Annotated in this window: 21 protein-coding genes; 5 read left to right on the top strand and 16 right to left on the bottom strand. The window is 63.5% G+C overall.

The genetic code is table 11. The features are described from left to right. Window positions 1-2: 2 nt before the first annotated feature. Genes KP001_RS18275 through flhA form a run of 4 tightly spaced genes read right to left on the bottom strand, consistent with a single transcriptional unit; the run spans window position 3 to window position 5145 of the window. Complete coding sequence (locus KP001_RS18275; RefSeq protein ID WP_199395706.1) at window positions 3-755, bottom strand: FliA/WhiG family RNA polymerase sigma factor; 753 nt, start codon at window positions 753-755, stop codon at window positions 3-5. After that, entirely contained in the window at window positions 739-1650 is a 912-nt protein-coding gene (locus tag KP001_RS18270) for an AAA family ATPase (protein WP_239027819.1), read from the bottom strand. The genes KP001_RS18275 and KP001_RS18270 overlap by 17 nt, the downstream gene beginning before the upstream one ends. Before the next feature lie 5 nt (window positions 1651-1655). Continuing rightward, entirely contained in the window at window positions 1656-3074 is a 1419-nt protein-coding gene (locus tag KP001_RS18265; RefSeq protein WP_217286976.1) for a flagellar biosynthesis protein FlhF, read from the bottom strand. Next, the gene (gene flhA / locus KP001_RS18260) at window positions 3064-5145 is read right to left on the bottom strand and encodes a flagellar biosynthesis protein FlhA (protein ID WP_217286975.1); all 2082 of its coding nucleotides are present in this window, start codon (window positions 5143-5145) and stop codon (window positions 3064-3066) included. Before flhA ends, KP001_RS18265 begins: the two co-directional genes overlap by 11 nt. A gap of 277 nt (window positions 5146-5422) precedes the next feature. Here flhA and KP001_RS18255 point away from each other — a divergent pair, with 277 nt between their 5' ends. Next, the gene (locus tag KP001_RS18255) at window positions 5423-6721 is read left to right on the top strand and encodes a BamA/TamA family outer membrane protein (RefSeq protein ID WP_302466976.1); all 1299 of its coding nucleotides are present in this window, start codon (window positions 5423-5425) and stop codon (window positions 6719-6721) included. A gap of 232 nt (window positions 6722-6953) precedes the next feature. Here the strand turns inward: KP001_RS18255 and KP001_RS18250 are convergent, their stop codons facing one another. Beyond that, window positions 6954-7751 carry an FRG domain-containing protein gene (locus KP001_RS18250; protein WP_217286974.1) on the bottom strand — a complete coding sequence of 266 codons (798 nt, stop codon included), beginning with the start codon at window positions 7749-7751 and terminating at the stop codon, window positions 6954-6956. Window positions 7752-7910: 159 nt separating this feature from the next. Here KP001_RS18250 and KP001_RS18245 point away from each other — a divergent pair, with 159 nt between their 5' ends. Further along, window positions 7911-8897, top strand: coding sequence for a hypothetical protein (locus KP001_RS18245; RefSeq protein WP_217286973.1), 987 nt, complete (start codon window positions 7911-7913; stop codon window positions 8895-8897). Window position 8898: 1 nt separating this feature from the next. Here the strand turns inward: KP001_RS18245 and pdxR are convergent, their stop codons facing one another. Beyond that, on the bottom strand, window positions 8899-10341 hold the full coding sequence (pdxR, locus tag KP001_RS18240) for a MocR-like pyridoxine biosynthesis transcription factor PdxR (protein ID WP_217286972.1): 1443 nt from the start codon (window positions 10339-10341) through the stop codon (window positions 8899-8901). Window positions 10342-10502: 161 nt separating this feature from the next. Here pdxR and KP001_RS18235 point away from each other — a divergent pair, with 161 nt between their 5' ends. Next, the gene (locus KP001_RS18235) at window positions 10503-11180 is read left to right on the top strand and encodes a hypothetical protein (RefSeq protein WP_217286971.1); all 678 of its coding nucleotides are present in this window, start codon (window positions 10503-10505) and stop codon (window positions 11178-11180) included. A gap of 211 nt (window positions 11181-11391) precedes the next feature. Here the strand turns inward: KP001_RS18235 and mnmL are convergent, their stop codons facing one another. After that, window positions 11392-12357, bottom strand: coding sequence for a tRNA modification radical SAM protein MnmL/YtqA (gene mnmL / locus KP001_RS18230; RefSeq protein WP_217286970.1), 966 nt, complete (start codon window positions 12355-12357; stop codon window positions 11392-11394). A 383-nt stretch (window positions 12358-12740) separates the two neighbouring features. Between mnmL and KP001_RS18225 the strand changes: the two genes are divergently transcribed. Beyond that, the gene (locus tag KP001_RS18225) at window positions 12741-15236 is read left to right on the top strand and encodes a helicase C-terminal domain-containing protein (RefSeq protein WP_217286969.1); all 2496 of its coding nucleotides are present in this window, start codon (window positions 12741-12743) and stop codon (window positions 15234-15236) included. A gap of 219 nt (window positions 15237-15455) precedes the next feature. Here KP001_RS18225 and KP001_RS18220 read toward each other — a convergent pair whose 3' ends face one another. The 9 genes from KP001_RS18220 to proB all read right to left on the bottom strand — a co-directional run bounded on the left by KP001_RS18220 (window position 15456) and on the right by proB (window position 23629). Further along, a complete protein-coding gene (locus tag KP001_RS18220; RefSeq protein ID WP_217286968.1) occupies window positions 15456-16193 on the bottom strand; it encodes a ComF family protein in 738 nt (245 codons plus the stop codon). A 108-nt stretch (window positions 16194-16301) separates the two neighbouring features. Then, window positions 16302-16955, bottom strand: a complete 654-nt coding sequence (locus KP001_RS18215; protein WP_217286967.1) for a lactate utilization protein — start codon at window positions 16953-16955, stop codon at window positions 16302-16304. Between the two features lie 188 nt (window positions 16956-17143). After that, window positions 17144-17806 (bottom strand): flavodoxin family protein, encoded by a 663-nt coding sequence (locus KP001_RS18210; RefSeq protein WP_217286966.1) that lies wholly within the window; start codon window positions 17804-17806, stop codon window positions 17144-17146. Between the two features lie 68 nt (window positions 17807-17874). Further along, entirely contained in the window at window positions 17875-19413 is a 1539-nt protein-coding gene (gene gpmI / locus KP001_RS18205; protein ID WP_217286965.1) for a 2,3-bisphosphoglycerate-independent phosphoglycerate mutase, read from the bottom strand. A gap of 87 nt (window positions 19414-19500) precedes the next feature. After that, window positions 19501-19965 carry a 23S rRNA (pseudouridine(1915)-N(3))-methyltransferase RlmH gene (locus KP001_RS18200; protein ID WP_217286964.1) on the bottom strand — a complete coding sequence of 155 codons (465 nt, stop codon included), beginning with the start codon at window positions 19963-19965 and terminating at the stop codon, window positions 19501-19503. After that, window positions 19962-20351: a ribosome silencing factor gene (gene rsfS / locus KP001_RS18195; protein ID WP_217286963.1), complete on the bottom strand. Its 390-nt coding sequence runs from the start codon at window positions 20349-20351 to the stop codon at window positions 19962-19964. The genes KP001_RS18200 and rsfS overlap by 4 nt, the downstream gene beginning before the upstream one ends. Then, window positions 20341-20991, bottom strand: a complete 651-nt coding sequence (nadD, locus tag KP001_RS18190; protein ID WP_217286962.1) for a nicotinate-nucleotide adenylyltransferase — start codon at window positions 20989-20991, stop codon at window positions 20341-20343. Before nadD ends, rsfS begins: the two co-directional genes overlap by 11 nt. A gap of 139 nt (window positions 20992-21130) precedes the next feature. After that, window positions 21131-22402, bottom strand: a complete 1272-nt coding sequence (locus KP001_RS18185; protein WP_275423384.1) for a glutamate-5-semialdehyde dehydrogenase — start codon at window positions 22400-22402, stop codon at window positions 21131-21133. A 105-nt stretch (window positions 22403-22507) separates the two neighbouring features. Beyond that, window positions 22508-23629: a glutamate 5-kinase gene (gene proB, locus KP001_RS18180; protein ID WP_217286960.1), complete on the bottom strand. Its 1122-nt coding sequence runs from the start codon at window positions 23627-23629 to the stop codon at window positions 22508-22510. A 146-nt stretch (window positions 23630-23775) separates the two neighbouring features. Between proB and KP001_RS18175 the strand changes: the two genes are divergently transcribed. Then, entirely contained in the window at window positions 23776-24261 is a 486-nt protein-coding gene (locus tag KP001_RS18175) for a DUF2062 domain-containing protein (protein ID WP_217286959.1), read from the top strand. The last annotated feature ends 16 nt before the right edge of the window (window positions 24262-24277 follow it).

The following is a 24277-nucleotide window of genomic DNA, read 5'->3' as shown; positions in this document are numbered from 1 at the left end:
CCCTAGGCCACGCGCTTCATCTTGCCGCGCAGCCTGACGATGGCCTGGCTGTGCAGCTGCGAGATGCGCGACTCGGTGAGATCGAGCACGGCGCCGATCTCCTTCAGGTTCAGTTCCTCGTAGTAGTAGAGCGTGATGACGATGCGCTCCTTCTCGGGGAGGGAGTCGATCGCCTCGGCGAGCCGCTCCACGGTCTGGCGCGCGATGAGCTGGCTCTGCGGGCTCTCGGTCCCCTTGTCCTCCAGGACGTCGAGAAGGCCGAAGGGGGCGCCGTCCTCGTCGTGCCAGGCGTCGTCAAGTGAGACGAAGGAGAGGAGATGGATCTCCTCCAGGAGCCTGAAGTAGTCCTTCAGCTCGAGCCCCATGGCGGTGGCCACCTCGTCGCTGGAGGGGTTGCGCCCCAGGCGCTGCTCGAGCTGGGAGAACTCCTTCTCCAGCTTCTTGAACTTGTCCCGGAGACTCCTGGTGAGCCAGTCCTGGGCCCTCAGCTCATCCATGATGGTGCCCCGGATGCGCTGCTCCGCGAAGGTCTTGAACTGTACCCCGCGGCTGGGATCGAAGCGCTCGGCGGCGGAGATCAGGCCGATCACCGCGGCGCTTCTCAGGTCGTCCCGGTCGAGGTGCGGGGGGAGTGACGAGGCGATCCGGTCGACAATGAACTTAACCAGCGGGAGGTGGGTGACCACCAGTTCATCCCTGCTCATCGGGACCCCGCGTTGCGCCTCATGCTCATACGCCTTAAGAAGACAGTTCATGGTTCCTCCACATGGTGCTAGATGCCACCGAAGCCACCGGCATGGTCGCTGCGCCCCCCGGCCGCTCCGCATTGATTTTCTGTGCCAAATTTTTGAACCCAGTCGACGCCTTGGCATCCGGGAAGAGCCGGCATAAAGCCCCGCGGCGCCTCACGGACTCCACCAGGAGCTCGTCGTGCAGGATCGTTCCTGCGTGGTCAAACTGTACCTGCAAAAAGCGGCCCGTAATTGCGGCCAATTTTGAAAAGAGTGTTTCCCCCTCCTGGTTGTCGCGGCACATGTTGATCAGGAGCCGGAAACGGAAGGAGCTGTCGCGGCCGGAAAGCATCTTGATGAGCGCGTAGGCGTCGGTGATGGAGGTGGGCTCGGGGGTCACCACCAGCATGATCTCGCGGGCGATGGCGGCGAAGCTGGTCAGGTTGGCGGCCATGCCGGAGCCGGTGTCGATCAGGAAGCAGTCGTAATCGTTTTGCAGCCGGAGCATCGACTGCAGGAGGGCGCTCCGCTCCCAGGGGGAGAGGGCGCTGTACTGCTGCATCTCCATTCCCGCGGGAAGGACGCTCACGCCGCCACCCAGGTCCACCACCGTGTCGTTGAGGGCGATGTCCCCGGAGAGCACCTGCCCCAGGCGGAAGGGGGCGTCCTTCCCGAGGCGCAGGCAGATGTCGCCTACCCCGGGATTCGAGTCCACGATCAGCACCCGCTGGCCGCAGGCGGCGAGGGAGGCGGCCAGGTTCACCACCACCGAGGTCTTGCCGACCCCCCCCTTGCCGCTGGTGACCGAGATCACCCTGAGCCCTTCGCGCACCTGGAGCTGGTCCGGCACTTCGGTCTTGTTGGCGCGCCCCGCCAGTCTCCTGAGCGATTCGGCCTGGTCTGTTGCTAGGCAAGACATTGTCATCAGTTAGACTCCTGCACTACCATGGCGGCGAGCTTTCTGGAGGTCGCCACCTCGATGTCCTCGGGCACCTTCTGCCCGGTGCTGAAATAGGAAAGGGGGATCTTGTGCTTCAAACAGGTGTCGACGATGCAGCCGAAGGTCCGGCTCTCGTCGAGCTTGGTGAAGAGGAGCTTGGTCACCGGCAGCGTGCCGAAGGTGGCGATGATCTCGTCGATCTCGCGGCTCCTCGTGGTGGCCGACAGGCAGAGGTAGACGTCGATGCCGCTCTGGCTCTCCAGGTACCCCTTGAGCTCGTCGAGACGGTCGGCATCCTTGGGGCTGCGGCCGGCGGTGTCGATGAGGATCAGGTCCTTGTCGGAATGACGGGCCAGCGCGCCGGAGAGCTCCTGGGAGTTGCCGGCCACCTCCAGCGGGAGGTCCATGATCTTGGCGTAGGTCTTCAGCTGCTCGACCGCGCCGACCCTGAAGTTGTCCATGGTGACCATGGCGACGGAGACGCGGCGGTTCAAGGCGTACATGGCCGCGATCTTCGCGATGGTGGTGGTCTTGCCGACGCCGGTCGGCCCCACCACGGCCACGATGCGCGGGCCGGTCTTCTTGATGCGCAGCGAGCCGGAGCATTTCACCATGCCGGCCAGGTTGTCGGCCATCAGCGAGCGGAGCTCCTCCAGGGACGCCCCCTCCTCGGCTGCGGCGCGCACCGACGTGGTGAGGGCCTCCACCGCCTCCGGTCCGACCTCCTCGCTCCTGAGCTCGTCGGCGAGCTGTTCCAAAAGAAGCTCCTCCTCGCTCGCCTTCCCCGCCGCCTTGACCAGCTTGAGCGCCGGCGCCGGGGCGTGGGGCTGCTCGACCGGGAAGGAGACTGCCGGGGGGTCGGGCTGGAGCGCGCCCTTGGACACGGTCTGCTCGAGCGCCTGCCCGGCCAGTTGGAAGGTCACCGGCTTGGGCTGCCCCTTCTCCTTGTTGCCGGAGACGGCGTTGTAGAGGAGCTGCTTGATCTCCTCGAGCTCCTCCTTTCCGAAGGTCCTGGCGGCGGCTTCCGGCTGGGGTTCCTGTGCCTGGGGCGCTGCCTGCTGTGCCGCCTGCTGCGCCTCCTTCTTGGTGAGCGCCTCGATGCGCTGCTTCAGCTCGCGCACCTCGCGCGCCAGGGGGCCGAGCATCGAGTTCTGGAACTCCTCGCGGGTGGAAAGTTCGCGCTCGGGCGCCGGCGCCGGCTCCTCCCGGTACGGGTTGGGGCGCTGCTGCGGCCTGGGCTCCAGGGCCGCGGTCACCTCGTAGTAGGGCTTGGAGAAGAAGCCGAGGATACCCTTCTTGCGCTCCTTCTTGGAGGAGAGGATCATGGCGTCCAGACCCATCTCGGCCTTGACCATCCTGAGAGCTTCCGACATCTCGCCTGCTTGGAATGTTTTAACTAGCATTGATCACCACCACGCCTAAGGATTGGATTTTTATGTTGGGCGGGATCTCGTTGTGCGAGATGACCGCCAGGTTGGGCATGAACCGTTCGGTGAGTTTCTTCACGTGACGGCGGATGGAGGGGGAAGCCATCAGGACCGGGAGCGCGCCGATGGCGTCGAACTGCTCGGCGTTCCTGCGGATGGCGGCCAGGACGCGCTGCGCCACGTGCGGGTCGATGGCCAGGTAGCTCCCCTGCTCCGAAAGCTGGACCGAGTCGATGATGGTCTCCTCGATGTCGTGGTCCAGGGTGAGCACGCAGAGGGTGTCATCCTCGCGCTTGTACTGCTCCACGATGTAGCGCCCGAGGCTCTGCCGCACGAACTCGGTGAGCATCTCCGGGTCCTTGGTCACCCCGCCGTAGTCGGCCAGGGTCTCCAGGATGGAGCGCAGGTCGCGGATGGAGACGTTTTCTTTCAGAAGGTTCTTCACCACGCGCAGCACGCTCCCCAGGGAGAGGAGCGACGGAACCAGCTCCTCGACCACCTTGGGCAGGGTCGCCGCGATGCTGTCCAGAAGCTGCTGCAGCTCCTGCCGCCCCACCAGCTCGTGGGCGTGCTTCTTGATGGTTTCGCTGATGTGGGTGGCGAGGATGGTGGTGTTGTCCACCACGGTGTAGCCGGAGACCTGCGCCTTCTCCCGCTCCTTCCCCTTGATCCAGACCGCCGGGAGGCCGAAGACCGGCTCCGTGGTCTTGATCCCTTCCAGCTGCCCGACCGCGCCGCCGGAGTCCATGGCCAGGTACTGCCCCGAGAGCTCGCCGCCGCCGACCTTGGCGCCATTGATGAGGATGTTGTACTCGTAGGGTTTCAACTGCAGGTTGTCGTGAATGTGGATCGGCGGGACGATGAAGCCCATGCGGTCCGCCACCTGCTTCCTGATGGAGCGGATCCGGTCCAGGAGTTCCCCCTGCTGGCTCGCGTCCACCATGGGGACCAGGCCGTAGCCGACTTCCAGCTCCAGCATGTCCAGCGGACGGATGGAACTGATCTGGTCGCTCTCCTCGGCGCCGCCGGCGGTCGTTTCCACCACGTCCTCGATCTCGGCCTTCTTCTCCACCGCCATCTTGCTCACCATGTAGGAAACCCCTGAGAGGAGGAAGAAGGCGAAGTGCGGCAGGCCGGGGATCATGGCGAACAGGAACAGGACCCCCGAGGCGACCTGGAAGGCCTTCGGGTAGTTCAAGAGCTGCCCGGCGATCTCGTGCCCGAAGTTGTTCTCGTCGGCGGAGCGGGTCACGATGATACCTGCCGCGGTGGAGATGATCAGGGCCGGGATCTGGGCCACCAGCCCTTCGCCGATGGTGAGCAGGGTGTAGTTCTGCAGCGCCTGGTCCAGCGGCATCCCCTTCTGCCAGACGCCGATCACGAAGCCGCCGATGATGTTCACGAGAACGATCATGATCCCGGCGACGGCGTCCCCGCGCACGAACTTGGAGGCACCGTCCATGGAACCGTAGAAGTCCGCCTCGCGGGCGATTTTCTTGCGGCGGAGCTTCGCTTCCTTGTCGGTCAGGATGCCGTTGGAGAGGTCGGCGTCGATGGCCATCTGCTTGCCCGGCATGGCGTCCAGGGTGAAGCGGGCGGCCACCTCGGCCACGCGCCCGGCGCCCTTGGTGATGACCACGAAGTTGATGATGACCAGGATCAGGAAGATGACGGCGCCGACCACGTAGTTGCCGCCGACCACGAACTGGCCGAAGGCCTTGATGACGCCGCCGGCCGCCTCCACACCCTCGCTGCCATGCATCAGGATGAGCCGGGTCGAAGCGATGTTGAGGGCCAGCCGGAACAGCGTCGTGACGAGGAGTATCGAGGGGAACACCGAGAAATCGAGCGGCTGCACCGTGTAGAGGCAGACCAGCAGGATCACGAGCGCCACGGTGATGTTGGTCGCCAGGAAGATGTCGAGCATGAACGCAGGCAGGGGGACCACCATCAGGGCCAGCACCCCGATCAGGGCGATGGCCATGTAGATGTCCGAATTGCTTTTGGGTCCCGGGAGCGCCAGGGCGTCCGTCGAGGGGTTTGCCATGCGTCAGTTTCCTTTGCCTTGCCTGGGGGTTTTCTCTGCAGAGGGACCTTGTGCAACCGCTGTGCCATTTTCCGGAGCCCCGTTCAGCGGCAGCGTGCCGGGCGAAAACCGGAGTGAATACAGCGGGGAGCGCGATCCGGGGGGATCCGGCGCGGCCGGAGGGGACGGGGCCGCCGACGTCAGTTTTGGAGAGTCACGCCAGTCATTTTTTTGACCGGCGCAGCACCCTCACGGTTAAAGCATTCTTTTTTTCTTGTCAAAAAGAGCGGGAGCCGCTATGTTTTCCCCGCCCGACGGAGGCTCCCCGCAGCTCTCCCAGGAGTCTCCCCAGAAACGGACCACAATGCGCGCGCTATCGCTCTTATCGCTGATCCTCTTTTCACTTCTGACCGGCTGCACCAGCTACATCCCGTCGACGGTGCTCCCGGCCCCCTCGCCTGCACAGCCGTACGTGAAGCTGGTTACCATCCCGCTTCCCGTCATCGCCTCGAGCCCCAACGAAGGGGTGACCTGGGGAGCGCTCACCGCGTTCCTTTTGCACAACGACAAGGACGAGGTTTCCGCCCTGTTCGCCCCGCAGGTGAACCGCAACGAGAACTTCGGCACGACCGGGACCCTCTACGGCGCCATGTACCCCTCCCCCTTGCGCAGCATCGAGTTCAACCTCTCCAAATCCAGCAAGGTGAATTCCGACTACGAGGTGCGGCTACGGGACCAGAGTCTCATGGAGCGGAAGCTCGAGCTCAACGCCTTCCTCTACAACTTCACCGACGGCTCGGCCCGCTTTTTCGGCTTCGGGTCCGGCAGCAGCGCCGCCGACGAGTCCAACTTCGCCGACCGCGAATTCGGCTACACCGTGTCGGCGGGGTACCCGCTCTCAGACAAGACCACCCTGTACCTGGGGGATCGCCTGAGAAGGGTGGAGATCGACGAGGGGGCCGTCAAAAAGCTCCCGAACCTGCAGCAGCAGTTCAGCGCGGCCGAGGTACCCGGCATCGACGGCTTCAGCACGCACGCGCAATCCGTGTCACTGGTCTACAGCACCCTCGACGCCGCCGCCATGTCCAGTTCCGGCATCCGCGCGCGGGCCACCATCGAGGGGAGCCTGGCCGGGCTCGGGAGCAGCGCGCGCTTCGTTCGTTACGAGGGGGAGGTAAAAGGGTTCTTCCCCGTTCCGGACAGCCGTTTCATCAGCGCCGGCAGGTTTGCGGTGGGACAGGCGCGCGGGAGTTCCATCCCCTTCCTGGAGCAGAGCATCCTGGGCGGCGAGAACACCCTCAGGGGGTACGGCAGGAACCGCTTCATAGACAGCAGCTACGTGGTGTGCAACCTCGAGGAGCGGATCAGGCTGTTCCGGTGGGAGGTTTTCGACGTCAAGGCGGACTGGGAGCTGGCGCCTTTCGTGGACATCGGCGGGGTCGCCGACACGATGGGAGACCTGCGGGCGGGGAACATCGAGGTGAATCCGGGCATCGGCTTCCGCGCCGTGGTGCGCCCCAACATCCTGGGACGCATCGACGTCGGCTTCGGCAAGGACGGCGCCGCCGTGTTCGTGGGACTCGGGTATCCCTTCTAACGGACGTTCCAGGTTCTACGTTCTACGTTTCAAATCAAAGGGGACTGGCTCCGCAGGTGCCTGTCCCCTTTCCATTTGGCTCCGCAGGTGCCTGTCCCCCTCTGCATTCGGCCACTTTGCCAACGATCCCCCCTCCCCTTGCGGGAGGGGGTGGGGGAAGCTGCCATCACCTCCAACTCCTTGCGGCTTCACCCACCCCCAGCCCCCTCCCGTCAAGGGAGGGGGGGCGACGCTAGGTGTGCCTGTGGGCCAGGGACTGCTGGGGATCGATCTTGTCGGAAACCTTCTCCTGGATGTAGCGGGCCAGCCCGTCCAGATCGGCGAAGACGAAGGCGTGGTTGATCCCCAAAAGCTTCAGCTCCTGGGCCAAGAAACCACGGAACTCGAAGGGAATGCGGTACTTGCGGATGTGCTCCCTCGGGGAAAGCTGTTGCTCCAGCGGCCGCCACGGGTTCCTTAACAGCGAGAACACCCCGCTTTGCGCCTTGATGCGGGAGGCGATCACCGGCGCCATGAAGAAACAGGTGTCGGCCTCGAAGGGGTTGGCCCTCTCGTCGATCTCGGAGAGCCCGTACATGGTGTGGGCGATGTAGAGCGCGGCGCCGCCGCAGTAGTCCGGGTTGTTGAGCCGGTCCCGCCGCAGGTCCAGGTCGCAGTACGGCTCCGCGACGGCGAAGTACAGGGCGATCAGCGGGTTCACCGACCAGTCCAGCAGCCGCGTCGGCAAACCGTGATGCTGCGCCAGGGCCAGCCACTCCCATTCCGTCGCGGGCTGCACCTCTACCAGGTGGCGCCCCGACTTCTTGAACTCCTGCAACGCCTGGTACTCGCCGTAGATGTCGGCCGGCATCACCTCGCCGGCGGGACGCCGCCCCGCGCCCCCCGGGTCCGGGGTAAGCCGCCCGATCTTCGGGATCAGGGTGTAGAAATCGCGGCTCTCGCCCCGGAAGAAGTTCCACGACCCCGGGGCCGTTTTTATGATCAGCCTGCGGAAGTCATCAAACGACGTGATCTCCCCGGAAAAATCCATAGCGCCCTCCCTGACCGCCCTAACGTCCACCGGCAGCACCACAAGAGTTAACCACAAATAATCTTCCAGGCACCCCTGCGTCGCCTCGTCCGGCTGCGGTAGTCCCAATCGGTGTTACATTAAAAGGGCCGGTTACTTCAGCTCATTGGAGGTGCGACGATGACGCACGCTATCCGTTGTCTGTACCTGGCCCTGACGTTACTGCTCCCTCTCCTCGCCGCCTGCGGAATTACCGGCGCCACCACCCTGTCCATCATCCCACTGAAACAGCCTCCCCCCTCCACGACGCTGCGCCCAGTCCGCGTCGCCCTGGTATCCCGCGACCAGGGCTCCATGAAGGTCATCAACATGGCGCTCGTACCGCACGCCCAGTTCGACTCCAGGGATCAGGATAATTTCAGCGCCTCCTTGCGCGGCACCCTGGCTGCCGTGACCAAAAGGCATGCGGCGGCTGGTGAGGAGATCCGGATTTTCGTGAAGATCCAAAGACACCTGGTCTGGTCGGACTACCGGTTCACCGCCGTTTTCGCCGGTATCGACTGGTGTGCGGCCGACCCGGCAGACCGTGTTCTGTTCCAGGAGCAGTTCTACACCGCCGCCCCCTCCTGCAGGTTCCCTTCCTACTGCTCCATCGGCGCAATGAAAGACACTGCCACCGGGGCCGCGATCGTACGCATTGCACGAAAGGCCCTTTCCCTCGCGGGGGATCCCCAGGAGTCCCGCCGGGCCGCCGGGACCTATGCCAGCTACAAGGAACTTGCCGCGGCACTCGCTGATTTCGGAGAAGCAGGCTGGGTTCCCACCGCGACCCTGTTCCAGGAACAGTTCTACGCAACGACCAGATGCAGGGGACTTTGCAACCTCGGAGCGATGAAAGACGAGACCAATCGCGCCGCCATTCGACGCATCGCTGCCAGGACGGTGAGCCTCGCCTCGGGTGGAGGCGACAGCGGAAGCCCCACCGTTCCAGGTGGCTACGATACTCACGATAATTTCGATGCCGCCTTCGCGTCCCTTGGCTACCGTTCGAACTACTGGCAAACGTCGCCCACAGCCGGAATCAGTCTGGCATGGCTTGAAATGAGTCCCACCCCCGACTGGGCCGGCATCGTCACATCCCGGAAGCCGGCGCTCGCGCCGAAATGATTCACCCGAACCATGCCTGCCGCAACAGCTTTATCCCCTCGGCGATCTCCTCCGCGGAGAGGCCGCCGAAGCCGATCATGATCAGGTTTTCCGGCGCGGAGTCCGGGTTGTGCCAGAACTGCCGGGTCGGCGACACCTTCACCTGGTACGCCGCCGCCCGCTCCACCATCGCTTCCTGGGTCTCCCCGGTGAAATGCTCCAAAAGGACGTGCAGCCCCGCGTTGGAGCCGTAGATCCGCACCCGGTCCCCCATCTCCCTTTGAATCGACTGCACCAGTACCTCGTGCTTCTTCTTGTTGACGAGGCAGACCTTGCGCAGGTGCCGGTCCCAGTGCCCCCCCGACAAGAGGCTCGCCGCGACGTACTGCTGCAGCCTGGGGACGGTGCATTTATAGCGCTCGAAGACGGTGTGGTACCTGGACAAAAGCCATCGCGGCAGCACCATGTATCCCATGCGCAGCCCCGGCGCGAACGCCTTGGAGAACGTTCCCAGGTAGATCACGCGCTCCTGGCGATCGATCGACTGCAGGGCCGGGATGGGGCGGGTACGGTAGCGGAACTCGCTGTCGTAGTCGTCCTCGATGATGACCCCGCCGCTTTGCTCCGCCCATTGCAGCAGCCTCATGCGGTGCTGGATCGGCATCACCACCCCCGTGGGAAGCTGATGTGACGGGGTGACGTAGGCGAGCCGCGCCCCGCTTTTCTTGAGCTCCGCCGGGTCGATGCCCGATTCGCCCACCGGGACCGGGAGCACCCGGTATCCGTGGTTCGCGAAGATGACCCTGGTGAAGTCGTAACCGGGCTCCTCCATACCCAGGATCCGCTCCTCTTGCGGAAATAAAAGGCAGATCATCATCGCCAGGTCCTGGAGCCCCGCGCCGACCACGATCTGGTCCGGCGAACATTTGACACCCCTTGACTGGCGCAGGTACTTCGTCAGTTCCCGCCGTAGCTGGAGCTCCCCCTGTTTGTCCCCGTAGTAGGCGATGGAGTCGACCTTCATGGAGGTCAGCACCTCGTTGTTAAGTCGCCGCCACAGCGCGTGGGGAAAGGAGTGCGGATCGAAGTCGCCATAGGAAAAGTTGTACTTTACCGCCCTGGCCTGCGCGGGGGGCGGCGCTTCAGGCTCGTGAGTTTTGCCGCCCGAGGACAGGAGCTGCACGTCTTCCACATCCCCTGTCATGTCAGGAAAATAGAGCAGATCTTCCTGGAGATCCTGCACCACGTAGCCGGAGCCATGCCGCCCCTCCACGTACCCTTCGATGCAGAGCTGGTCGTAGGCCGCCTCCACCGTGTTGCGCGCGATGGATAAATTTTTCGCCAGATCCCTGGTCGATGTCAGCCGGCTCCCCTTCTCGTATTCGCCGGTGATGATGTTCTGCTTTAACTGCTCATAAAGCTGCTGATACAAAGGCTTTTTGCTTTCAGGGTTCAGGTAGATCATGGGACTCACTCTCTCAGCTACGCCAGTTGAGAAAAAAACTGTAAACGAAGTGTATCCATAAAATTTATGAAATGTGGCCCTTCACAGGGATACTGTTTGAGTCCTATCCTTACACCAGATCGCAAGCGGTGTAAATACTTCACCCACCCCAGGAGGACCTTATGAAACTGGCACACGCACATCTCGTCACACTCATCACCATTATCGCTACCGCGCTCCTGGCAGCGTCTCCCCTGACCGCCACGGCCGGAGAACGGTCCGGCACAGCCGGGAAGTCTGCCTATAAAGCCGCTGCAACCGAACAGACAGAACGCATGGAATTGAAAATAGGCTGGGTAACGGTCGCCAACGACGGCTCCCTGCACGTCGACTTCACCGTGAGGGACGGCAACGGCAAGGGGGTCACCGGACTGACACGGGACGACATCGCGGCGGTTTCCTTCGGCAGGATGGGTTATGAGGACGAGGTCGGTCTGAGAACGGTGGTGGGCCAACCTAACAAGATCTGGCTGAGCTATCTGGAGAAGCGCCGCGAGGGGCAGGGCGTCGAGCGTAACCGTGGGGTGGTCGCGCTGGGGACCAAGGACCGCCTGACGGAGGAAGGAGACGGCAGCTACAGCCTCGAGGTCAAGAGACCGGCGCGGCTGCTGACCAGGTTCAGCTATGAACCTGCCGCTGAAACCGGCGTGCTGCTGAGGATCAAGAGGGATGACGGCGGGGAAGGGAAGGACTCGTATTTCTGGCGCCCGGCGCTGGCGAAGAGGATTGAAACTCCGAAGATGCTGGCCCGCGCGGAAGGGAGCCGCCCCCTGAGCACCAGGCCGCGCGCCTGGAACTAGAAACGGGATCAGCCGGGGCACTGCCCCGGAGCCGCCTGCAAAAGTTTCAACAACTTCCGGTGGGATGTTCGCCATCCCCCTCCCCTTGCGGGTTTATAGACCTGGGTTAGGGGGTGGAAGGTGCCATCATTGCCGCCGCCATCCCCCCTCCCCTTGCGGGAGGGGGTTAGGGGGTGGGGGAAGGTGCCATCACCTCCCAATCTTTGCGGCTTCACCCACCCCCCGGCGGGGTGGCGTGAGGTCCGCTTTCTTCCGGAGTGCTTCGAGCCTGGCAAAAGCGCGAGCCCTGCCTGCTCTTTCTCCGCTCCAGTTCGTGGTCTATGCAGTTCAGCACCTCGAACTTGGCGAGCGACCAGAGCGGCGCGATCAGGTCCTTCCTGTTGCCGTCTCCGGTCAGCCGCTGCACCACGATGCGCGGGTCGAGCCGCTCCAGAAAGTCACTGACGAGCCCGACATAGCTGTCGCGGTCCAGAAGCGACACCTCTCCGGCCTGGTACAGCTCAGCCAGGCGGGTGCCGCGCATCACGTGCAGGAGGTGGACCTTGACGCCGTCCACACCGGCCCGGTTCAAAAACTCCGCGCCGGAGAGCATCTCCTCGCGGCTTTCCCCTGGCAGCCCCAGGATTATATGTGCGCAGACCCTGATGCCGCGTTTTTGACACTCGCTGACAGCCGCGCTGAAAGAGGCGAGGTCGTGCCCGCGGTTGATGGCGCAAAGGGTGCGGTCCAGCGGCGACTGCAGGCCGAGTTCGAGCCAGAAATAGCAGCGCCGGGCGTACTCGGCGAGGAGGTCGAGAGTTTCGGGCGGTAGGCAGTCCGGGCGGGTGCCGACGATCAGCCCCACCACCTCCGGCACGGAAAGCGCCTCGTCGTAGAGCCGGCGCAGGTGTTCCACCGGGGCGTAGGTGTTGGAGTAGGACTGGAAGTAGGCGATGAAGCGGGAGGCCTTGTACTTTCTGACCATCACCTCCTTGGCGTGCTCCAGCTGGTCGGCCACCCCCACCCCCTGCAGGATGCCGTAGGAACCCGACCCCTTGCCGCCGCAGAAGATGCACCCTTGCGTCCCGACGCTGCCGTCGCGGTTGGGGCAGGTGAATCCCGCGTCCACCGAGAGCCGCTGCACCTTGCAGCCGAACACCCGCTTCAGCTCTTCAGAAAATGCGTTGTAGCGTTGCATGAAATCTCCTCGGCTTCTCTTCTAACATATAGCGCCCCGTCGGATCAATCACGCTGCCACGCCCATGCACCTGTTGCTGCCGTATCCACCAGCGCACTGCGGAACACGGCGGGATGGGTGTTGAAAACCGTCTCGCAGGGCCTGCCCTGTAGGGGCGAATAATCATTCGCCCGCCTCTGTTTGGCCCGCAACGCTTTATTCGTGCTCAACAGCACGCTGATGCTTCCCACTCCCCTTGCGGAAGGGGCAGGGGGTGGGGAGGGCGCCACCTTCCACGATGATGGCGGCGTCCCCCCCCGGCCCCTCCCGTCAAAAGAGGGGAGCCAAGGGCCCCTGCTTTTCAGTTGCCTCCCCCAGGTAAACCCTGTATCTTCAACCGGGCCATGCAAAAATACTTTTCAGCTCTCGCCATCGAGCATCTCCGCAGCGCCATCGCAGAAGCAAACGGCAACGAAGTCTTCTTTTTGGGTCGCACCGACGAGGCGCGCATCGTCGTAACCGTGGAGCCCCTGGCCCGCGGCAACAAGGACGCCGTCCCCGCCATCATGATCGCCTGCTCCTTTGGCGACGTGGTCATTCACAACCACCCGTCCGGCAACCTCACCCCTTCGCAACCTGACATAGAGATCGCGTCGCTCCTGGGCAACCAGGGGGTCGGCTTCTACATCGTCAACAACGACGCCTCGCGCGCGAACCAGGTGGTCGCGCCCTTCGCCCGCAAGGTGGTGGAGCGCCTCTCCTATCCCGAGGTGGAGCACTTCTACGCGCCCGACGGCGTTCTGGCGCAGGCCCTGCCGGGGTACGAGCACCGCCCCGAGCAGAGCCGGATGGCGCTCAACCTCTCCGAAGCCTTCAACGAGGAGAAGGTGGCCATCGTCGAGGCGGGTACCGGGACTGGGAAATCCCTGGCCTACCTCCTTCCCGCCGCCCTCTGGTCCGTGCGCAACAAGGAGCGGGTGGTGGTTTCCACCAACACCATCAACCTGCAGGAGCAGCTGATCCAGAAGGACATCCCGTTTTTGCAGCAGCACGCCGGGGTGCAGTTCCGGGCGGTGCTGGTCAAGGGACGCGGCAACTACCTTTGCCTCAGGAAATTGCGGGTAAACGCCGCCGACGCGTCGCTGTTCAAGGACGAGACCGCTCAGGAACTAGATGCCATCGTGACCTGGAGCAAGAAGACCGAGGACGGCTGCCGCGGCGACCTGGCCTTCATCCCCAAGGACGAGGTCTGGGAGGAGCTTTGCTGCGAGTCGGACCAGTGCGGCCGGGTGAAGTGCCCGGAGTACCCGCGCTGCTTCTTCTACAAGGCACGACGCGAGGCCGCCGGCGCCGATCTCCTCGTGGTCAACCACGCCCTGCTCCTCGCGGACCTCTCGGTGCGCCAGGAAACCGGTTACGACGCCACCGCCATCCTCCCTCCTTTCACCCGGCTCGTTTTCGACGAAGGTCACCACCTCGAGGACGTTGCCACCAGCTTCCTCTCCAGCCAGGTGTCTCGCCTGGGGCTGGTGAAACTTTTGGGCAAGCTGCAGCACCCCAGGAAGGCACACCGCGGCGTGCTGCCGCAGCTCTCGACCCAGCTTTCCGCCGCCGTCCCCGAATCGCAAGACGACCTCTACCTGGAGATCGCCGAGGTCCTGGAGGGGCGCCTGATCCCGAGAAGGGTCGCGGTGCTGGACGCGGTGACGCGCGGCATGGACCAGATCGGCGAAGCGCTGTTCAGGAAGCTGAAGAAGGACGGGGCCGAGCAGAAGCTGCGGGTGACGCCGGCGATTTACAGTACGCCGCTCTGGCAGGAGGTGACCCCGCACATCGAGAACATGGCCAAGGAGCTCTCGGACTACGCCCTCGCCATGCAGGCCTTTCTGAAAGGGTGCGAGAAGCTTTCCGACAAGGTGCTGGAAAAGCTGGCGGGGCCGCTCACCGATCTTCGCGGTGTGAAGGGGAGGATCGAGTGCGCCGTGGATGCCCTGCGTTTCTTCATGGCGCGGGAAGACGAGTTCTGCCGCTGGTTCGAGCTGAGGAAGGGGCCGCTGGTGAAACTCTGCTGTTCTCCGCTGGAGGTGGCCGAGTCCATCAAGAAGGCGATCCTGGACCGCTTCAAGACCGTCGTGCTCACCTCCGCGACCCTCGCCATCGGGGAGAAGTTCGACTTTTTAAAGCACCGCACCGGGATCGAACTGCTCCCCAAGGAACGGACGAGCGAGCTGTTGCTCCCCTCCCCCTTCGACTACGCGCACCAGGCCCTGGTGGCGGTTCCATCCGACATGCCCGAGCCGACCTCCCCCATGTTCGAGGCCCGGCTCTGCAGCCACCTCTTGGACGCGCTCAAAATTTCGCAGGGGCGCGCCTTCGTCCTCTTCACCTCGTACGATCTCCTGATCCGGGTCTTCAACCGCCTCGCCGAGCCACTGAAGGGCGCCGGCCTCACCCCGATGCGCCAGGGGGAGACCAACCGGCACATGCTCCTTTCCAAGTTCCGCAACTCGGTCAACCCGGTGCTCTTCGGTACCGATTCCTTTTGGGAGGGGGTGGACGTGCAGGGGCGGGGGCTGGAACTGGTGGTGATCACCCGGCTACCGTTCAGAGTTCCCACCGAACCGATCCTGGAGGCGAGGAGCGAGCACATCACCGCCAAGGGGGGCGATCCCTTCATGAGCTACACCGTGCCGCAGGCGGTGATCAAGTTCAAGCAGGGGTTCGGAAGGCTGATCCGGAGCAAGGAGGACCGCGGCGCCGTGCTGATCCTGGACTCGCGGGTGCTCACCAAGAACTACGGCAAGATCTTCCTGACTGCGCTGCACGGTGTCAGCGTTCAGAAAGCGCCTGAGGAAGAGATCTGCCGCAGACTAGAGGCCTTCTTTGCAACGCCCCCCTAGAGGCTCCTTCGGGAGAAAAAAAGAAAAAAAGGGGACAGGCTACTTTTCCATTTCCCGCTGCCACACCCTATAAAGTAGCCTGTCCCCTTTTCCCTTTTCCCCCTGTTGAACTAGGCCTCAAGTTCCCTTTTGCGAAGGGGGGACTCGGGGGATTTGGGCCGGCTATCCGGTCGGCGCGGCCACCGCGAGTTCGCCAAGAGCCCAGACCCGGGCGCCACACTACTGCTGGAGCCCCCGCGCCACCGTTACCGCCACCACCGCGGCGACCTCCACTTCGCGTAGCGCATCGACGCAGGCCCCCAGCGTGCTTCCCGTGGTGAAGACGTCATCCACCAGCAGCAACCGCTTTCCCGCCAGAGCTTCCGGCTCCCGCACCCCGAAGGCGCCTTTCACGTTGGTCACCCTGTCTCCTGCATCCAGTCCCGTCTGGGGCTCCGTCCAGCGTAACCGGCTCAGATTCCCCACCACTTGCGGCACCCCCAGCTTCTTCCCGAGCACTTCTCCTATCAACTGCGACTGATTGTAACCTCGCTGCCTGAGCCTTCTGCGATGCAGCGGCACCGGAACCACGCAATCCGGCCTGGCTTGGGCAATAAATCGCTCCAGCCTTTGCCAAGCCAGCAGCCCCAGGGGGTCACCCAGGTGCATCTTGCCGCCGTACTTGAAACGATGGATCAGGTCCTGGAGCGGTCCTCCCAGGACGGCCGCCGAGCGGCAGGTGTGAAAAGGAGAATGAGAAAGGCAGGCGCCGCAGACGTGGTCGCTGCCAGCGTCGGTGGCAAAGGGGGCCCCGCAGAGGGTGCACAACGGGGATTCGAGGAAGGAAATCTTGCCGAGGCAACCGGCGCATATGAAGGGCTGGGGCGGAGTTCCCTCCGCCCCGGTTACAGGTATGGCCCCTTTGCAGGCATGGCATAAAGGGGGAAACAGCAGATCGATCAGAGGGCGAAAGAGCATTGTCACCCCAAAAAAGAAAGTTCTGCGTCCTGAATGCGGCGTTCCACGTTGGGGGGTGAGCCCCGGCTTTCCGGTTCTAACGTAAAACGTGGAACGGGTTCCGCTTCTCTAAAGTCCCATGTCCTCGTTTACCACCAGCACCTTGATGTCGGTGTTCCTGGGCTTCTTCTCGATGATGGTGGTCACGCGGCAGATGCGCTGCGGAGAGTTGCAGTCGGAGCAGAAGCCGGTGGTGGTGCAGGGCGTGGCGAGGTTCAGCCGCTTGGCGTTGGGCGGCGCGGCGTAGGTCCTGATGCGCTGCACCGCGTCCTCGATGCTGCCATCCACCAGCTTGTTCCGCCCCACCACCACGATCACCTTCTGCGGTCCGAAGAACATGGCGGCGGCGCGGTTGCCGTTGCCGTCGATGTTGACCAGGATACCGGAGAGGGTGACCGCGTTGCTGCCGGTCAGGAAGAGGTCGCAGGTGAGCTGCCGCCTGGTGATGGCGAGCTTCTCCTCCGGAGAAAGGCCGGGCAGGCCGTGGTTCAGGATCTCCTTCCCCATCCCCTTCAGCTTGTCGGAAAGTTTCAGGTCCGCGATGGAAAGCGAACCGCCGAAGCCGACGCTCTGCGCCCCCGCCGCCTCGTTCACGATGTAGTGGAAGACCTCTTCGCCGTCATGGCAGTAGAACGCGTCGAAGCCGTTCTTCTTCAGGTTTTCCACCGCTTTTTGGCATTTGTGGGCATAGGCCCAGTCGTTCAACTCTTCAGTGTTGCTCATTACCGCCTCCGTGTGACAGTTGACTACGTCCAGCTAAACGCTCCAGCCCCGCCATTCCTACACTGCAACGGCGCATCCCTCATCCGCCCCTGCGGGGCACCTTCTCCCGGAGGGAGAAGGCATCATCCACCCCTCGCCCCCTGGGGGAGGGGCGGGGTGAGGGAAAAAGTGAGGGTGAGGCCCCGGGGCTACCTCTGTGCCAGGTATTCCTTCTCATACGGCCAGCACTCGCCCATGAAGCCGATCAGGTGGCTCATCCGCTCCTTGAAGCCGAGGCGGAAGCAATCCTGTTCCGGGAAGCTGCGCTTCTCCCGCACACTGTCGCAGAGTTCCTTGCCCAAGGCGCGGGCCTTCTGGAACAGCGCCTCCTGGTCCGGGAACATGCGCGGCCCGGCGCCGGGCGACCCGATGCTGCCGACGTTCTGGGCGCCCATGGCATTGACGATGCGCTGCATGTACTCAAGCGGTTCCTCGTCCCCGCCACCGCCGGAGGTTTCGACCAGGGCCGAGTACTTCCCTTCCAAAGCGGTGAGATGGATCAACCCGTTGCAGCGATCCAGGAACGCCTTCAACTGGGCGGTGATGCTCAGGAGGTAGTTGGGCGTCGCCAGGATGAAGGCATCCGCCGCAAGAAGCTTGTCCTTGAGGGTTTCGTACTCGTCCTTCACCGGGCAGATGCCCACCTTGTGGCAGGCGTCGCAGGCGACGCACGGCTTGATCGGGGTCTCGGAAAGCGAGACGATCTCGATGTCGGCCCCCGCCTGCACCGCTCCGGCCAGCACCTCTTCCAAAAGCCGCCCAGTGGTGCCGTTCATGCCGCGGGGGCTGCCGTTGATTGCCAGAATCTTCATGGGGGTCTCTCCCTTTCTTTTCAGTCGGACCAGTCGGACCAGTCGGACGGGAAACAAGTGCGACCGAGCTAACCTGCCAGCAGGCTCTTCCCGGTCATCTCCGGCGGCTGCGGCAGACCGAGCAGCTCAAGCATGGTGGGGGCCAGGTCGGCGAGGACACCGGTCCTCAATTTCACACCCTTCCTGGTGTCATCCACCAGCACCACCGGCGCCATGTCGCAGGTGTGGGCCGTGTGCGGTCCCCCCTGCTCGTCCTGCATCATCTCGGCGTTGCCGTGGTCGGCGGTGATGATGGTGATGCCTCCCTTCGCCCGCACCTTCTCCACCAGCTTGCCCACGCATTCGTCCACCGCCTCGACCGCCTGAACCGCGGCGGAGAAGATGCCGGTGTGCCCGACCATGTCGGCATTGGCGAAGTTGAGGATGATGACGTCGTACTTGTCCTCGTCGAGCCGCTTCATGAGTTCCTCGGTGACGAGGTACGCACTCATCTCCGGCTTCTGGTCGTAGGTGGCGACCTCCTTCGGGGACGGGATCAGGGCGCGGTCTTCACCCGGGAAGGCCTCCTCCCTGCCGCCGTTGAAGAAGAAGGTGACATGGGCGTACTTCTCGGTCTCCGCGATCCTCAACTGGGTCAGCCCGGCGTCACTGATCACTTCCGGGAAGATGTTGACCAGATCCTCCGGACCGAAGGCGACCGGGAGGCCGAAGGTCTCGTCGTAGGAGGTCATGCAGACGTACGAGGAGAGCTTGGGCCACGCCTCCCTCTGAAATCCGCTGAACTGCGGATCGGTGAAGGCGCGGGTGATCTCGCGGGCACGGTCGGAGCGGAAGTTGAAGAAGATGAAGCCGTCGCCGTCGGAAAGTCTACCCACCGGGGCACCTCCGGACATGATCACGCTGGGGAGGACGAACTCGTCGGTGACCCCGTCGGCGTAGCTCTGCTTCATGGCGGCTTCCGCGCTCGCGAAGGGGTTCCCCTCGCCCAAAACTATGGCGCGGTATGCTTTCTCCACGCGGTCCCAGCGGTTGTCGCGGTCCATGGCGTAATAGCGCCCGATCACTGTGGCAATCTGGCCGAAGCCGAGCCGGGCGATCTCCCTTTCCAGGCGCCCGATGTAGTCGCCCCCGCTCTGCGGCGGGGTGTCGCGACCGTCCATGAGGCAGTGCACGAACACCTGCGAAACCCCCTCCCTCTTGGCCATCTCGAGGAGCGCGTAGAGGTGGGTATCATGAGAATGCACGCCGCCGTCGGAGAGGAGCCCCGCCAGATGCAGCCTGCCGCTTCCCCCCTTCACCTTGGTCATGCAGTCGACCAGGGCCGCATTGGTGAAGAAATCGCCGTCATTGATCGATTTGCTGATCCTGGTGAGATCCTGGTAAACCACGCGACCAGCGCCGATGTTGGTGTGCCCGACCTCGGAGTTCCCCATCTGGCCGGAGGGGAGCCCCACCGCGAGGCCGGAGCCGTCGATCTGGCCGGAAGGGTATTCGGCGGTGAGCCGGGTCATGTTGGGTGTCTTCGCTTGGGCGACAGCGTTGGCTTCCTGTTCGGGGTTGATCCCCCAGCCATCGAGGATCATCAAGAGCAGAGGCTTTTTCGGCATGGCATTTTCTCCCTCATTAGAAGTATTAGATCCAATTAAAAAAGGTGAAGCAGAACGACTTCACCTTTAAACAATCAATCACTTACCCTACTCATGATGGTACGGCTCACCGTTAATGATGGTGAAGCCGCGGTATATCTGCTCCAGCAGGAAGACTCTCACCATCTGGTGGGTGAGGGTCATCCGCGAGAGCGAAATGGTCTTGAAAGCCTGGGCCCGGAAACCGTCGGTGAAGCCGTAGGCCCCGCCTATGGCGAAGACCAGGTCCTGGGTCCCCTGGTCCCTGTTTCTGGACAGGAAGGAGGCCAGTTCCGGGGAACTCATCTGCTCCCCCCTCTCATCCAGGAGTACCAGTTTTCCCCCCTTGGGGATCAGCTTCGCGAGGCGCTCGCATTCGCGCTCCCGCATGGTGGCCGCCTGCGCCCCCTTTTCCTCGCGGGCCTCCAGGATCTCCAGCGGTGCGTAGCGCCTCACCCTCCCCGCGTACTCGTCGATGCCGGTGCGGACCCAGCTCTCCTGGGTCTTGCCGACCCAAAGGAGCTTCAGCCTCATTTCTCTTTATGCTCCCAGAGGTATTCCTCGGGAATCTCGATCTGCGGCGCCCTGTTCCAGAGATCGTCCAGGTTGTATATCTTGCGCACCTCTTCCTGGAAAAGGTGCACGATCACGTCGCCGAAGTCGACCACCACCCAGCGCCCCTCGTCGTACCCCTCGGTGTCGATCGCCCTGTCGATGGGCTTGAGCCCCTGCTTGACCGAGTCGGCCATGGCCTGAACCTGACGGTCCGAGCGCCCGGTGGCGAGCACCAGGTAGTCCGCGATGCTGGAGATGTTCTTGATCTCGAGCACCTTGACGTCGAGCGCCTTCTTGTCGAGCGCGAAAGCCGCACATTTCACGGCGCGTTCCACTGCCGGTACTACTACTTCCTTATCTTGCATCAACGTATAACCCTTGTTCCTTTATGTAGTGCTCGACGGCCTCCGGAAGGAGATACCTGATCGAGCGGCCGGCTTTGACAAGCTGCCGGATATGGCTGGATGAGATGTCGAGCAGCACACCGTCCAGCGCGTAGACACAGTGGCCCGAACTGTGGTTCAGGCGTTTAGCCGCCGAATCATAGCAGAACTCCCCACTTATGGCAACAGGGAGGGCCTGGGTGAGACTGGCGATGGTGGAGCCGGGGCGCTGCACGCTGATGATGTTGCACATGCTGAAGATCGCCTCGTACTGGTGCCAGGTGGAGATGTCGTTGAAGGAGTCCGCCCCGACTATGAAGAAAAGCTCGTCCCCGGGATGTTCGGCGCGCAACTGGCGCAGCGTGTCCACCGAATAGGAGCGTCCGCCGCGCACCGCCTCCATGTCGGAGAGTTCGAAGCAGGGGTTGCCGGCGACCGCGAGGCGGACCATCTCGAGGCGGCAGGCGAAGGAGAGTTCCCCCACCTGCGGCTTGTGCGGCGGTGCGGCAGCCGGGATGAAGACGACCCGGTCCAGCTGGAACAGGTCGCGCGCCTCCTCGGCGATACGCAGGTGCGCATTATGGATGGGGTTGAAAGTACCCCCCAGTATCCCCGTTTTCATGGTGTCGAGGCTCCGGTTGTTGACGAAGACCAAAGGCCGTAACGCAAAGCCGCCGCGGCGCAGGGGCGCAAGGACGTAAACCGGACTTCTTTTGGTTCTCTTTGCGCCTTCGCGGCTCTGCGTCTTTGCGTTGAGGCTTTTAAGGCCGCACCTGCCCCGAGCCGTACACGATGAACTTGGTCGTGGTCAGGTCGGTGAGCCCCATCGGGCCGAAGGAGTGCAGCTTGGTCGTAGAGATGCCGATTTCGGCCCCCAGACCCAGCTGGTTGCCGTCGGAGAAGCGGGTCGAGGCGTTCACCATCACCACGCCGGAGTTGACCTCACGGATGAAGCGCTGGGCGTTGGCGTAGTCGCCGGTGATGATCGACTCGGTGTGCAGCGAGCAGTAGCGGTTGATGTGGTCGATGGCGGCGTCCAGCCCGTCCACCACGCGCGCGGCCAGGATCAGCTCCAGGTACTCGGCGTACCAGTCATCCTCGGTGGCCGGCACGGCCTGCGGAGCGAAGCGGCGGAAGGTCTCGTCGCCGCGCAGCTCCACCTTCTGCGCGTCGAGCGCCTGGTAGATGAAGGGGACGAAGCTCTCCGCGATGTCCTTGTGGATCAACAGCGTCTCCAGGGCGTTGCAGACGCCGGGGCGCTGCACCTTGGCGTTGATGATGATCTCGCGCGCCATCTCGAAGTCGGCGGAGGCGTCCACGAAGACGTGGCAGACCCCCTTGTAGTGCTTGATGACCGGGATCTTCGAGTTCTCCACCACGAAGCGGATCAGGCTCTCGCCCCCTCTCGGGATGATCACATCGATGAACTCCTCCTGCTTTAGCATCTCGGTGACCCCCTCGCGCTCCGTGAACGGGATCAGGGAGAGTGCAGCAGCAGGGATATTGCGCTTGGCCAGCTCGTTCTTGAGGACGGTGGCGATGGCGAGGTTCGAGTGGATCGCCTCGGAGCCGCCGCGCAGCACCACGGCGTTGCCGCTCTTCAGGCAGAGGGCGGCCGCGTCGGAGGTGACGTTCGGGCGGGACTCGTAGATGATGCCGATGACGCCAAGCGGGATGCGCATCTTGCCGACCATCAGGTCGTTGGGGCGCTTCCACATGCCGGTCACCTCGCCCACCGGGTCGGGAAGCGCGGCTACCTCGCGGATGGCGTCGGCCATGCCTTTGATGCGGGCCTCGTTCAGCATGAGGCGGTCCAGCATCGCGGAAGAAAGCCCCCGCTCCTTGCCGGCCTCGAGGTCCTTCTGGTTCTCCGCGATGATCTCCTCGGCGTTGCCCACAAGCCCCTGCGCCATGTCCAGAAGAAGCTCGTTCTTCACGGCGGAAGAGAGTTTCGCCATGGCGAAGGAGGCCTGCCGGGCCTCGGCTGCTATGCTGCGGATCTGTTCGGCAACTGACATGTGTACCTCCGACAGGGATGAAGGGGATGAAAGGGATAAGGAGGCAACGCATGGGAGAAAACCTCTTGAACCGTTTCCGGTTTTATCCCCTGCATCCCCTTCATCCCTGTTAAATGCGGTTTACAACAAAACGAGATTGTCCCGGTGGATGACGTCGTCGCCGTAGCGGAAACCGAGGATCTGCTCGATCTCGTTGCTCTTGTGACGGCTGATCTTCTCGATCTCCTGGCTTGAGTAGTCCACGATGCCGCGCGCGAACTCGACCCCCTCCGGGTCGACGACCCTGACACAGGCGCCGCGGTCGAAACGCCCCTCGACCCTCGCTATCCCCGAGGGGAGCAGGCTCTTGCCGTGGGTGGCGAGGGCGCCGCGGGCGCCGGCATCGACGACGAGGCTCCCCGCCGGCTTGATGGTGAAGGCGATCCAGTGCTTGCGCCGGTTCAGCGACTCTCCCGCGGGCAGGAACAGGGTCCCGAGCAGCTCCCCCCCCATGACCCGCGCCAGGTTCCCCTCACCCTTGCCGGCGAAGATGATGGCGGCGACGCCGGATTTCACCACCTTCTTGGCGGCGGCGAGCTTGGTCGCCATGCCTCCGGTGCCGACACTGGTGCCGCTTCCCCCCGCCCCGCGCTCCATCTCGCGGGTCACCGCGCCCACCTGGTGGATCAGCGTGGCGCCCGGATCGGTGCGCGGGTCGGCGGTGTAGAGACCGTCGATGTCGGTCATGATCAAAAGGAGCTGCGCCTCGACCAGGTTGGTCACCAGGGCGGAAAGGTTGTCGTTGTCCCCGAACTTCAGCTCGTCGACCACGACGGTGTCGTTCTCGTTGATGACCGGGACGATGCCGCAGGAGAGGAGGGTATCCAGGGTGCCGCGGGCGTTCTGGAAACGGCGCCGGTTGGCGAGGTCGTCGCGGGTCAGCAGGATCTGGGCGACTTTCAGCTCATAGGCGGAGAACGCCTCCTCGTAGGCGCGCATGAGGCGCGATTGGCCGATGGCGGCGGCCGCCTGCTTCTGCGGCAGGGTCCGCGGCCGGTCCGGAAGGCCGAGCGCCTGGCGCCCGGCGGCCACGGCGCCGGAGGAGACCACGACCACCTCGATCCCCCGGGCGCGCAGCCCCGCTATCTGCGAGGCGAGCCCGTCCAGGAACGCCGGGTCTATGCCGTTATCCTCGCAGGTCAGGACGCCGGAGCCGATCTTCACCACGATTCTCTTTACCTTCTTGAGCAGTTCCTTACGCATACCGAATTCCGTCTATTTGTTTAGTAAAGGCAAGGATACTAACACGTTTCCCCACCCATGGCAATTTTCTTAAGGAGCGCGCGGACTCAAACTCATTGACAAAGAGTGGTGCGAACTTTAGACTGGGCCCCATTTCGAGGTGACTGTTGCTGAACAAAGAACGCTGGAAAAAAAGGATCTACGGCATCCTCTCGCTCGACAGCCATCCGGGGCACATAGCCGCCGGATTCGCGGTCGGCGTGTTCATCAGCTTCACCCCGTTCTTCGGCCTCCACACCCCTCTCGCCATCGCGGCAGCCTTTCTCCTCAGACTCAACAAGCTCACCTGCATCACCGGGGCCTGGGTCAACACCCCCATCACGGTGGTCCCCATCCTGGGGGTGAGCTACAAGCTGGGCGCCTTCCTGCGCGGCCGACCCATCAAGGACCTCCCGCTCGCGGGGGGGCTCGAGTGGCATAACCTGGAGCGCTACGCCAAGTCCCTGATCCTCGGTTCCTCCATCCTCGGCTTCTTCGCCGCCATCATCGCCTACTTCCTTTGCTATTACCTCGTCATACGGTTCCGCGCCAAGGACGCCGCCCAGGCGGAACTCGCCAAGGAGATGACCGAGGTGGGCGAAGAACTGGAATAGCCGCAAAAAAAATCGG

It is taken from the genome of Geomonas subterranea (genome assembly GCF_019063845.1).
Classification (GTDB): domain Bacteria; phylum Desulfobacterota; class Desulfuromonadia; order Geobacterales; family Geobacteraceae; genus Geomonas; species Geomonas subterranea.
The sequence above is the reverse complement of the archived record's forward strand: the minus strand, read 5'-3'. Positions and strand labels throughout refer to the sequence as shown.

Excerpts from the sequence above, each read along its gene's own strand:
- KP001_RS18275 (WP_199395706.1), bottom strand. The coding sequence starts at position 755 with ATGAACTGTCTTCTTAAGGCGTATGAGCATGAGGCGCAACGCGGGGTC.
- KP001_RS18270 (WP_239027819.1), bottom strand. The coding sequence starts at position 1,650 with ATGTCTTGCCTAGCAACAGACCAGGCCGAATCGCTCAGGAGACTGGCG.
- KP001_RS18265 (WP_217286976.1), bottom strand. The coding sequence starts at position 3,074 with ATGCTAGTTAAAACATTCCAAGCAGGCGAGATGTCGGAAGCTCTCAGG.
- flhA (WP_217286975.1), bottom strand. The coding sequence starts at position 5,145 with ATGGCAAACCCCTCGACGGACGCCCTGGCGCTCCCGGGACCCAAAAGC.
- KP001_RS18255 (WP_302466976.1), top strand. The coding sequence starts at position 5,423 with ATGTTTTCCCCGCCCGACGGAGGCTCCCCGCAGCTCTCCCAGGAGTCT.
- KP001_RS18250 (WP_217286974.1), bottom strand. The coding sequence starts at position 7,751 with ATGGATTTTTCCGGGGAGATCACGTCGTTTGATGACTTCCGCAGGCTG.
- KP001_RS18245 (WP_217286973.1), top strand. The coding sequence starts at position 7,911 with ATGACGCACGCTATCCGTTGTCTGTACCTGGCCCTGACGTTACTGCTC.
- pdxR (WP_217286972.1), bottom strand. The coding sequence starts at position 10,341 with ATGATCTACCTGAACCCTGAAAGCAAAAAGCCTTTGTATCAGCAGCTT.
- KP001_RS18235 (WP_217286971.1), top strand. The coding sequence starts at position 10,503 with ATGAAACTGGCACACGCACATCTCGTCACACTCATCACCATTATCGCT.
- mnmL (WP_217286970.1), bottom strand. The coding sequence starts at position 12,357 with ATGCAACGCTACAACGCATTTTCTGAAGAGCTGAAGCGGGTGTTCGGC.
- KP001_RS18225 (WP_217286969.1), top strand. The coding sequence starts at position 12,741 with ATGCAAAAATACTTTTCAGCTCTCGCCATCGAGCATCTCCGCAGCGCC.
- KP001_RS18220 (WP_217286968.1), bottom strand. The coding sequence starts at position 16,193 with ATGCTCTTTCGCCCTCTGATCGATCTGCTGTTTCCCCCTTTATGCCAT.
- KP001_RS18215 (WP_217286967.1), bottom strand. The coding sequence starts at position 16,955 with ATGAGCAACACTGAAGAGTTGAACGACTGGGCCTATGCCCACAAATGC.
- KP001_RS18210 (WP_217286966.1), bottom strand. The coding sequence starts at position 17,806 with ATGAAGATTCTGGCAATCAACGGCAGCCCCCGCGGCATGAACGGCACC.
- gpmI (WP_217286965.1), bottom strand. The coding sequence starts at position 19,413 with ATGCCGAAAAAGCCTCTGCTCTTGATGATCCTCGATGGCTGGGGGATC.
- KP001_RS18200 (WP_217286964.1), bottom strand. The coding sequence starts at position 19,965 with ATGAGGCTGAAGCTCCTTTGGGTCGGCAAGACCCAGGAGAGCTGGGTC.
- rsfS (WP_217286963.1), bottom strand. The coding sequence starts at position 20,351 with ATGCAAGATAAGGAAGTAGTAGTACCGGCAGTGGAACGCGCCGTGAAA.
- nadD (WP_217286962.1), bottom strand. The coding sequence starts at position 20,991 with ATGAAAACGGGGATACTGGGGGGTACTTTCAACCCCATCCATAATGCG.
- proB (WP_217286960.1), bottom strand. The coding sequence starts at position 23,629 with ATGCGTAAGGAACTGCTCAAGAAGGTAAAGAGAATCGTGGTGAAGATC.